9 protein-coding genes are annotated in these 9,562 nt (G+C 71.7%); 5 read left to right on the forward strand and 4 right to left on the reverse strand.

What is annotated here, in order from left to right:
• Together VGD70_RS19550 and VGD70_RS19555 are read right to left on the reverse strand one after the other, a co-directional pair.
• The gene (locus tag VGD70_RS19550; RefSeq protein ID WP_331083306.1) at window positions 1-276 is read right to left on the reverse strand and encodes a cytochrome P450; all 276 of its coding nucleotides are present in this window, start codon (window positions 274-276) and stop codon (window positions 1-3) included.
• Window positions 273-578: a hypothetical protein gene (locus VGD70_RS19555; RefSeq protein ID WP_331083309.1), complete on the reverse strand. Its 306-nt coding sequence runs from the start codon at window positions 576-578 to the stop codon at window positions 273-275. Before VGD70_RS19555 ends, VGD70_RS19550 begins: the two co-directional genes overlap by 4 nt.
• Window positions 579-812: 234 nt before the next feature.
• Between VGD70_RS19555 and VGD70_RS19560 the strand changes: the two genes are divergently transcribed.
• The 3 genes from VGD70_RS19560 to VGD70_RS19570 all read left to right on the forward strand — a co-directional run bounded on the left by VGD70_RS19560 (window position 813) and on the right by VGD70_RS19570 (window position 3,916).
• A complete protein-coding gene (locus VGD70_RS19560) occupies window positions 813-1,769 on the forward strand; it encodes a S1C family serine protease (RefSeq protein ID WP_331083312.1) in 957 nt (318 codons plus the stop codon).
• A 357-nt stretch (window positions 1,770-2,126) separates the two neighbouring features.
• Window positions 2,127-3,374, forward strand: a complete 1,248-nt coding sequence (locus tag VGD70_RS19565) for a cytochrome P450 (protein ID WP_331083313.1) — start codon at window positions 2,127-2,129, stop codon at window positions 3,372-3,374.
• Between the two features lie 32 nt (window positions 3,375-3,406).
• A complete protein-coding gene (locus VGD70_RS19570) occupies window positions 3,407-3,916 on the forward strand; it encodes a pyridoxamine 5'-phosphate oxidase family protein (protein ID WP_331083315.1) in 510 nt (169 codons plus the stop codon).
• 56 nt (window positions 3,917-3,972) lie between these two features.
• Here the strand turns inward: VGD70_RS19570 and VGD70_RS19575 are convergent, their stop codons facing one another.
• Window positions 3,973-4,641 carry a transcriptional regulator gene (locus VGD70_RS19575; RefSeq protein WP_331083317.1) on the reverse strand — a complete coding sequence of 223 codons (669 nt, stop codon included), beginning with the start codon at window positions 4,639-4,641 and terminating at the stop codon, window positions 3,973-3,975.
• Window positions 4,642-4,833: 192 nt separating this feature from the next.
• Between VGD70_RS19575 and VGD70_RS19580 the strand changes: the two genes are divergently transcribed.
• Both VGD70_RS19580 and VGD70_RS19585 read left to right on the forward strand, forming a co-directional pair.
• Window positions 4,834-6,480, forward strand: coding sequence for an MFS transporter (locus tag VGD70_RS19580; protein WP_331083319.1), 1,647 nt, complete (start codon window positions 4,834-4,836; stop codon window positions 6,478-6,480).
• 73 nt (window positions 6,481-6,553) lie between these two features.
• Entirely contained in the window at window positions 6,554-8,371 is a 1,818-nt protein-coding gene (locus VGD70_RS19585) for an acyl-CoA dehydrogenase family protein (protein ID WP_331083321.1), read from the forward strand.
• Window positions 8,372-8,456: 85 nt separating this feature from the next.
• On the opposite strand, the gene VGD70_RS19590 is transcribed toward VGD70_RS19585, so the two are convergent.
• On the reverse strand, window positions 8,457-9,512 hold the full coding sequence (locus VGD70_RS19590; RefSeq protein WP_331083323.1) for a methyltransferase: 1,056 nt from the start codon (window positions 9,510-9,512) through the stop codon (window positions 8,457-8,459).
• Window positions 9,513-9,562: the final 50 nt, after the last annotated feature.

Genomic DNA, 9,562 nt, shown 5'->3' on the forward strand with positions numbered 1-9,562 from the left:
CTACCAGCGGACCGGCACTTCCTCCAGGCCACCGACGAGCAGTCCTTCGTGTGCGCGCAGCTTCTCCACCGGCACCGCCAGCTCGAGCGTGGGCAACCGGTCCAGCAGGAGCTCGAGCGACACCTGCAGCTCGGTGCGCGCAAGCGACGCGCCGAGGCAGGAGAAGTGCCCGCCGCCGAACGTGACGTGCGAGTTCGGGGCGCGGCGCAGGTTCATGGTCTCGGCGTCGGCGAACACCGCCTCGTCGCGGTTCGCCGCGCCCAGGTGGCAGATCACCGTGGTCCCGGCGGGCAGGGTGCGGTCGGACAGCTCGACACCTCGCCGCCGAAGAGCCCACCCTCCTCGTCGTCGCTGATCCGGGCGGCCTCGGCGGTGTCGAGCTGGCGCTGGAACCGCGGGTCGAACAGCACCGCGCGGACGTCCTCGTGCCGGGTGAGCAGCACCGCCTCGTCCCCACTGGCCAAGCGGATCCGCGCGGCGGGACACTCGGCCCGCAGCCGCGCCCACTCCGGCGAGGCCTCGAGCGCCGACGGGTTGGGCAGCGGGTAGTCCAGAACGATGTCGTCGCGCTCGCCCATCGATGAACCTCCGTAGCCGCGCCCTGCGACGAGAGTCTCGGAGGCGGCCCCCGACATCAACGGTCGCCCGCGGATCCTCGAGCGTGTCTCGACCCCTGCCGCACCGCCCGCGTGAGGGGCCACGATCCGGTAACGACGCCGGCGAGGTGCCGGCGCGCCGGTTACCTGCCGGATGTCCGGGTACCAGGTGAAATGGCAGAGTTCAGAGCATTCACGGTTACCTTGTGCCTGGCGATGGTCGCCGCCGTGCCCGCGTGCACGGCCAGCGGCGAGGCGCCCCACACCGACCCGCCGGCGACCGTGTCGGACGAGGGATACGCCGACGTGGTCGAACGCCTGAGTCCCAGCGTCGTGACGCTCCAGACGAACGACGGTCTGGGCAGCGGGGTCGTCCTGCGGCAGAACGTGGTGGTCACCAACGCACACGTCGTCGGCAAGGCGGCGGACCTCACGGTCGTCTACGCCGACGGCAACCAGTCAGCGGCCACCGTGCTCGCCTCCGACACGGTCACCGACCTCGCCGTCGTGCGGACGGAACGCGGAAACCTTCCCGTGCCCACGTTCCGCTCCGAGCTGCCCCGCCCCGGCGAGCCGGCCCTCGCCATCGGCAGCCCGCTGGGCTTCCAGAACTCCGTGACCGCGGGCGTGATCTCCGGCCTGCACCGCGACATTCCCGGTTCGGCGGCGCGGAGCCAGTCCCTCGTCGACCTCGTCCAGACCGACGCACCGATCTCGCCGGGCAACTCCGGCGGCGGCCTCCTCGACGCCGACGGGTACGTCATCGGCATCAACGAGGCCTACCTCCCGCCCTCGACCGGGGCGGTGTCCCTCGGCTTCGCCATCCCGTCCGCGACGGTGCTCGACGTCGCCGAGCAGCTCCTCACGGCTGGCACGGCCGTGCATCCCTACCTCGGTGTGTCGCTGCGCCAGCTCACCCCGGCCATCCGCGACCAGCTCGGCCTGCACGTCGACCACGGCGTGGTGGTCACCGCCGTCGACAAGAACGGACCGGCGGCGGCGGCCGGCGTGCGACCCGGCGACGTCATCACCGACTTCGACGGCACGCCGGTGCGCACGGTCGAGGACCTGCAGACCGCGCTGCGCAAGAAGAAGCCGGGCGACTCCGCCAAGCTCGTCGTCGTCCGCAACGGCGAACGCCGGGACCTCACCGTGCGGGTGGGCTCCCGCTAGAGCGGCGGCGTGACCTACACGCCGACCCGGCGGAACAGTTGACCGAACGCCGACTGGCCTCGCGCGCCACTCTCCCCCGTTCATGAATCGCGCCGGAATTCGGCTCCATTTCCACTGGAAATGGCCACTCTGAAGCTGGCGTCGACGGTCCCGACCTGCGGGTTCCCTACATATCCCGCCAGCGCGAGGAGGATTCCACCGGCGGCACGTCATTCCGCGCGGGTAATCACCGAGGTATTTTCCCAGTTGTCGCCTCTGCAACGGCTCTGCGGTGGCTCTGTTGTGGCGACGACGACGCATGGGGGCGCATCCCATTCGCACGGCCCGTGATCCCGCGTACTTCCCTGGAGGCGCAACATGATCGGCTTCAGCACGACCCCCAGCACGCAGATCGACAGCCGGGGTGGCCGGTGCATGTACTCGCAGCTGGACCACCTGCGCGCGCAGGGGCCGGCCGTCGCCGTCGAGCTGCCGGAGGGCTTCTCCGCCTGGGTGGCCACCCGCGGCGACGTCGTCCGGCAGCTGCTGCTGCATCCCGGCGTGTCGCGGAACCTCAAGAAGAACGTGCCGACGTACGAGCCGGGCGAGGTGCCGTGGCTGTCGCCGTGGGTGGACGTCGAGTCCATGTCCACCGCGGAGGGCCGCGACCATCAGAGACTCCGGCGGCTGGTCGCCCCCGCGCTCACGCCGAAGCGCATCGACGCGATGCGCCCGCACCTGGAGAAGATCGCCGCCGGCCTGCTGGACGACCTGGCGACCCGCCCGGCCGACGAGCCGCTGGACCTGCACGTCGGGTACTCCCAGCAGCTGCCCACCAGGATGATCTGCGACCTGTTCGGCGTGCCGGACGACCTGCGGCCCGAGGTGCTGCGGATCCTGCGCGTGGTGCTGAACACCGACAACGTGCCGGAGGAGGAGTCCGCCGCGGTGTTCACCGACATGAACGTCGCGATGCGGATCCTCATCAACGGCAAGCGGGAGAACCCCGGCGACGACCTGACGAGCTTCCTGCTGGCCGCCCGCGTCGAGGGCGAGGAGCCGCTCGGCGAGCAGGAGCTGGTGGACATGCTCCTGCTGCTCATCGGCGGCGGCAGCCAGACCACCGTGTCGCTGATCGACCACACCGTGCGCGAGCTGCTCGCCAACCCCGACCAGCTGGCCGCGCTGCGGGCCGACCCGCGGCGCTGGCCGGAGGCGGTCGAGGAGTCGCTGCGCGTGCACTGCCCGGTGTCGTCGCTGCCGATGCGCTGGGCCAAGGAGGACATCGACCTCGGCGAGGGCGTGGTGATCCGCAAGGGCGACGCCATCCTGATCAACTACCTCGCCCACGGCCGCGACCCCGAGGTCCACGAGAACCCGCACGTCTTCGACATCGACCGCGCGGACAAGGAACACATCGCCTTCGGCGCCGGCCCGCACTTCTGCCCCGGCGCCCGCCTCGCCCGGCTCGAGGCCGCCGTCGCCGTGCCCGCGCTGTTCGAGCGCTTCCCCGACCTCGCGCTCGCCGTCGCGCCGGCCGACGTCCAGTCGCTGCACTCGTTCATCGCCAACGACGTCGCCGCGCTGCCGGTACTGCTGCGCCACCGGGCCGTCAAGGCCGCGTGACGGACGAACGAACACGGGGAAGGGTCGTACCGATGGGAGACGACAGCCTGGTCGGCAGAAGCCGGCGGCTGCTCGACGAGGCGCGGTACCTGACGATGGCCACGGTGTCCACCGGCGGCCAGCCGTGGGCGGCGGTGCTGCAGTACGCGTGGCTCGCCGGCCCGCTGCGGTTCCTGTTCGGCTCGGCGATCCAGTCCCGGCACAGCCGTGACATCGCCACCCGGCCGCGGATCAGCGGATCGCTGTTCGTGGCCGGGGACGCCCTGATGGCCGTGGACGGCGCCCAGTTCAGCGGCACCTGCCGCGAACTGTCCACAGAGGAGGTCGCGCGCTACCACGCCACGTTCTACGACGCGGTGCTGCCCGACGCGCGCGACCGTGCCGAGTGGACACTGCCGCCGTCGGCGCTGCTCCCGCCCGCGGAGCACCGGCTGTACCTGATCGAGGTCGACCAGTGGTGGCTGGTCGACACGCGCACCTGGGCCGAGGACCGGATCGACCGCCGGGTCCAGGTGTCGCTGGCGGGCCTGTCCCACACGTGACCGTGGGGCCGAGGTCACCCCGCCGAAGTCAGCACGCCGAGGTCAGCCCGCCGAGGTCAGCCCGCCGAGGTCAGGCCCTCGGCGAGGGTGTCCCAGAAGGCGGTCTCGAGCGCGCTGACGATGCGTGCCGTCCGCACGGCCTCGTCGGGGCTCTCCCCGCCCGCGATGCCGGCGGCGGCCACCGCCGCGGCGTGGTCGAGCAGCTCCGGCGGGGTCTCGGCGAAGAACAGGAAGTGGCCGACCGCCTCCTCGGTGAGCCCGTACCGGGAGCGCAGCGCGGCGGCCACGCGCGCGTAGGTGCCGCCGGACTCGTCCACGTTCGCCAGCAGCGCCAGCGCCATCGAGCTGCTGGACCCGAACACCGCGACCTGGGTCAGGTAGGCGGGGTAGGCCTGCGCGAGCGGCAGCGGCTCGTACGCCTCCAGCTCCGCCTCTCCCATCCCCACCGCGGTGGCGAAGTCCAGCAGCAGCCGCAACGCCTCCGCCTCGCCCTGCGCCAGCGCCAGGAACAACTCACCCGCCGGCGGGGCGGGGAAGCGGGACGCGAGCAGGGCCTGGCTGCGCTGGTCGCTGCCCACCAGCCGGTACAGCTCGCCCGCCAGCCACCCGAGCCGTTCGGCCGGCACCGCGCCCGCCTCGAGCAGGTCGAGGAACCGGTTGCCCGTCGCCTGCTTGGCGATCTCGCGCTGCGCGCGTGCCACGAGGCCCGCGATGTCGTCGTTCATCGTCGTATACCAGCATCGGGTATCACCGGGTGTCCAGGCCCGCAAGCCCGCGGCGAGTGCGGCACCAGTGGGACGCAAGGGCTTCTTGCCACGCTCGAAGCGAGCACCGCGCCGACCGCTTCCATACCCGTACCCCGGTAGGGTACCGTCGGATCCCGACGAACGGACCATTTGCCCACGAAGGGAACATCGATGTCCTCTGCGAACACCTCAGCCGAGCCACGAGCCGGTCGCAGGGAATGGCTGGGACTGGGACTGCTGGTGCTTCCCTCGTTCCTCCTGTTCATGATGCTCACGATCCTGTTCCTCGCGATTCCGCACATCGCCGCGGACCTGAACCCCAGCAGCACCGAGATGCTGTGGATCCTGGACATCTACGGCTTCACGATGGCGGGTTTCCTGGTCACCATGGGCACCCTGGCCGACCGGATCGGCCGGCGGCGGTTGCTGATGATCGGCGCGGCCGTGTTCGGCATCGTGTCCGTCGCCGCCGCGTTCACCGGCGATCCGTCGCTGATGATCTTCTGGCGCGCGGTTCTCGGCATCGCGGCCGCCACCCAGATGCCGTCCACCCTGGGCCTGATCTTCACCATGTTCCAGGACGCGAAGCAGCGGGGGGTCGCGATCGGCGTCTGGGCCGCCGGCATCTCCGCGGGCGTCGCACTCGGCCCGCTGCTGAGTGGTGTGCTGCTGGAGGCCTTCTCGTGGCGGGCGACCTTCCTGGTCGCCGTGCCCGTCATGGCGATCGTCGTGATCGGCGCCCCGCTGCTGCTGCCCGAGCACCGCGACGCGAACGCCGGCAAGCTGGACCTGGTCAGCGTGGCGCTGCTGCTCGCGACGCTGCTGCCGTTCATCTACGGCGTCAAGACGCTGGCCAAGGACGACTCGCTCGGCGTCGCGCTCGGCACCATCGTGGCCGGCGTCGCCTTCGGGACCTGGTTCGTCATCCGCCAGCTGCGCTCCTCCTCGCCGCTGCTCGACGTCCGGCTGTTCGCCAACCGCACGGTCAGCGGCGCGCTCGGCGTGTTCGTCCTGGCCGCCGCCGGCATGGGCGGCGTGTACCTGATGTTCACCCAGTACCTGCAACTGGTCGCGGACCTCTCGCCGCTGCGGGCCGGTTTCGCGATCCTGCCGGCGGCGGTCCTGCTGGTCGGCGTGTCGATGTTCTCGCCGATCCTCGCGCGGCGGGTGCGCCCGGGCAACGTCATCGCGGGCGGCCTGGCCATCCAGGTGATCGGCTACCTGATGCTCACCCAGGTCGACAGCACGGCCGGGCTGCCGCTGCTGATCGCGGGCTTCATCGTGCTCTACCCGGCGGTCAACCCGGCCATGGCACTCACCACCGACCTGGTCGTCGGCTCGGTGCCGCCGGAGAAGGCCGGCGCGGCGTCGGGCCTGAGCACCACCGCGAACGACCTGGGCATCTCGCTGGGTATCGCGCTCATCGGCAGCATCGGCGTGGCGACCTACCGCGGCCAGGTCGACGGCACCCTGCCCGCGAACCTGCCGGCGGAGGTGGCCGCGGCCGCCAAGGACAGCCTCGACGGCGCGGTGTCCGCGGCGAGCGGGCTGTCCGCGGACCTGAGCACGGCGGTCCTGGAACCGGCGCGGGCGGCGTTCACCAGCGGGCTCAACCTCGGCGCCGTGGTCGCCGCGGTCATCGCCGCGGCGGCCGCGATCCTTGCCGCGGTCCGGCTCCGGCACGTGCCGCCGACCGGTAAGGCCGCGGCCGACGCGAAGGCCGCTGAGCAGACGGAGGCCGCCGACGCGAAGGCCGACACGACGGGCGACACGACGGCCGACGCCGGGCAGCCGGTCGCCGAAACGGACGCGGTGTAAGGAGCTCGGCCGGGTGGTCCCGTCGGCGGGGCCGCCCGGCCGCGTCGTCAGCAACCGACCGGCGGAGGCCGATATGTCTACTGTGGAGGGTCTGGAGAGTTTCGGCAGGGAGCTGCTCCTCGGCCGGTTGCGGCTGGACCTGCTGGACCCGCTGCCGAGCCCGGTCCCGGCGCTGGACGCGGAGAGCGAGGCGTTCCTCACCCGGCTCCGCGAGTTCTGCGTGGACAAAGTGGACGGTCGGCTGATCGAGCGCGAGGACCGGGTGCCCGACGAGGTCGTCAACGGGTTGAAGGACATCGGCGCGTTCTCCGTCCGGATCCCGAAGGAGTACGGTGGGCTCGGCCTGCCCGGCATCTGCTACCACCGGATGCTGATGATCGTCAACACCGTCCACTCCGCACTCGGCGAGCTGCTCGCCGCGCACCAGGCCATCGGGCTGCCGCAGCCGGTCCGGCTGTTCGGCACCGAGGAGCAGAAGCGCGAGTTCCTGCCGCGGTGCGTGCGGGAGATCTCCGCGTTCACCCTCACCGAGCCCGACGTCGGCAACGACCCGTTCCGCATGCGCACCACCGCCGTGCCCGGCCCCGGCGGCGGTTACACGCTCAACGGCGTCAAGTCGTGGGCCACCAACGGGGTCGTCGCGGACCTGCTGGTCGTCATGGCCATGGTGCCCGGGTCCGGCGAGGGTCCGGGTGGGATGACCGCGTTCGTGGTCGAGGCCCGCTCCCCCGGCGTCACCGTCGAGCACCGCGGCGCGTTCCTCGGGCTGCGCGGCCTGGAGAACGGGGTCATCCGGCTGCACGACGTCGTGGTCCCGGCCGGCAACCGGATCGGCGCGGAGGGCAAGGGCCTGGAGGTCGCGCTCTGCGCGCAGGACACCGGGCGACTCTCGCTGCCCGCCGTGTGTGCCGCGGCGGCCAAGTGGAGTCTGAAGATCGCGCGCGAGTGGTCGCGGGTCCGCGTGCAGTGGGACCGGCCGATCGGCGAGCACGAGGCGGTGGCCGGCAAGATCGCCTTCATCGCCGCCACGGCGTTCGCCCTCGAGGCCATCGTGGAGGTGTCCGGCAGGCACGCCGACGCCGGGCTCGTCGACACCGGCATGGAGGCGGAGCTCGCGAAGCTGTACGCGTCGGAGAAGGCGTGGCTCGTCGCCGACGAGCTGCTGCAGATCCGCGGCGGCCGCGGCTACGAGACCGCGGAGTCGGCCGCCGCGCGGGGTGAGCGCGGGGTGCCGGTGGAGCAGCTCCTGCGCGACCTGCGGGTGGGCCGGATCTTCGACGGGTCGACCGAGGCGCTGCGCGGGTTCATCGCCCAGGAGGCGCTGGCCGGCCTCGAGTCCGTGGCCGACCGGTCGAGCTTCGGGGGCGCGCCACGGGTCGGCGCCTGGTACGCGCGGGCGCTGCTGGGACTCGCGGCGGGTCGTGGCCCCTCGCCCGGGTTCGACGAGTTCGGGCCGCTGGCGGCGCACCTGCGCTTCGTCGAGCGGACCAGCCGCAGCATCGCGCAGCACCTGGTGCACGGCAGGACGCGCTGGGCGAACGGGCTCGAGGAGCGGCAGCTGTTCCTCGGCCGGATCGTGGACGTCGCCGCCGAGCTGTACGCGATGAGCGCGAGCTGCGTGTACGCCAAGGCCCGCACCGACCAGGGCGACCCGGCCTTCGAGCTGGCCGACAGCTTCTGCCACCAGGCCCGCCGGCGCGTCGCCGACCTGTTCGACCACCTGTGGACCAACACCGACGACCACGACCGCACGCTGGCGGCCCGCGTCCTCGACGACCGCTACACCTGGCTGGAGACCGGCATCCTGGACCCGTCGATCGAGGGCCCGTGGATCGCCGAGCCCACCCCGGGCCCGTCCCAGCATCCCAACCTGCACCGCCGGGTGGCCTGACCACCAACACGGAGGGCCGGCCGGGCGAACCCGGCCGGCCCTACAGTGTACTTCTCAGTGTCCATTTCGTACAGTCTACTTCGGACTAAACCGGGGTCGCCTCGATCATCGAGAGCGGGCCCGCGGACTTGAGGGACACCGACTCCACCGCGAAGCCGGTCTCCGCGAGCAGGCCGCGGAAGTGGCTCTCCGTCCGCTCCCGGCCGCCGGAGTTCACCAGCATGTTCAGGTCCGTGTAGAACATGATCGGCTCGCCGGACGCGGCCGTCTCCGGGAGCACCGAACCCACGATCAGCAGCGTCGCGTCGGCCGGCAGGTAGGCGCGGCAGGTGCGCAGGATCGCCTTGGCCGGGCCGTCGTCCCAGTCCTGGAACACGCTCTTGATGATGTAGAGGTCACCACCCGTGGGCACGGACTCGAAGAAGTCGCCCGCCACGACCGTGGCGCGGTCCGCCAGGCCGGCCTCGGTCAGCACGTCGCTCGCCTGCGCCACCCCGCTCGGGCTGTCGAACACCACGCCGGTCAGGTGGCTGTTCGCGCCGAGGATCGCCGACAGCAGCGTGCCGTCGCCGCCCCCGATGTCCACGACGTTCCGCACGTCCGCGAAGTCGTACGCGGCGGCGATCTGCCCGGCCGAGATCCGCGACTCCTGGCTCATCGCCACGTTGAACAGCTCGGAGAGCTCCGGGAGGTCGGCGAGGTAGGCGTAGATGTTCTTGCCGAACACGTGGTCCCACGCGGACTGTCCTGTTCGGACGGAGTGGGCGAGGCCCTGCCACGCGCTGAAGTGCGACTCGTGGCAGAACATCCGGGTGAACGCGTAGAGCGAGTCCGGCGAGTCCGAGCGCAGCTGGGCGCCGACCTCGGTGAGGCCGAACTCGCCCGGCTCCGGCTCGGTGGTGATCCCGACGGACGCGAGCAGGCGCAGCATCCGGCGCAGCGACGGCTCGTGCGTGCCCGTCGCCTTCGCGAGGTCGGCGCTGGTGCGCACGCCGTCGTGGATGAGGTCGGCGATCTTCAGCTCGGCCGCGAGACCGAGCGCGTGCGCGGCCATGTACCCGCCGATCGTCTCGATCAGCGCGGCGCGGTTGCGCATCTTCCGCGTCTTCTCCGCGGGGTTGACGGGAACCGTGCTGGTCATGTGGAGCACCTTCCATTCAAGGGTTACGGGCTAGTCCGCCTCCCCGGGAT

The sequence above is a fragment of the Actinophytocola sp. genome, from assembly GCF_036402745.1.
In the GTDB taxonomy this organism is placed as follows: domain Bacteria; phylum Actinomycetota; class Actinomycetes; order Mycobacteriales; family Pseudonocardiaceae; genus Actinophytocola.

Excerpts from the sequence above, each read along its gene's own strand:
- VGD70_RS19570 (WP_331083315.1), top strand. The coding sequence starts at position 3,407 with ATGGGAGACGACAGCCTGGTCGGCAGAAGCCGGCGGCTGCTCGACGAG.
- VGD70_RS19580 (WP_331083319.1), top strand. The coding sequence starts at position 4,834 with ATGTCCTCTGCGAACACCTCAGCCGAGCCACGAGCCGGTCGCAGGGAA.
- VGD70_RS19565 (WP_331083313.1), top strand. The coding sequence starts at position 2,127 with ATGATCGGCTTCAGCACGACCCCCAGCACGCAGATCGACAGCCGGGGT.
- VGD70_RS19575 (WP_331083317.1), bottom strand. The coding sequence starts at position 4,641 with ATGAACGACGACATCGCGGGCCTCGTGGCACGCGCGCAGCGCGAGATC.
- VGD70_RS19590 (WP_331083323.1), bottom strand. The coding sequence starts at position 9,512 with ATGACCAGCACGGTTCCCGTCAACCCCGCGGAGAAGACGCGGAAGATG.
- VGD70_RS19585 (WP_331083321.1), top strand. The coding sequence starts at position 6,554 with ATGTCTACTGTGGAGGGTCTGGAGAGTTTCGGCAGGGAGCTGCTCCTC.
- VGD70_RS19560 (WP_331083312.1), top strand. The coding sequence starts at position 813 with ATGGTCGCCGCCGTGCCCGCGTGCACGGCCAGCGGCGAGGCGCCCCAC.
- VGD70_RS19555 (WP_331083309.1), bottom strand. The coding sequence starts at position 578 with ATGGGCGAGCGCGACGACATCGTTCTGGACTACCCGCTGCCCAACCCG.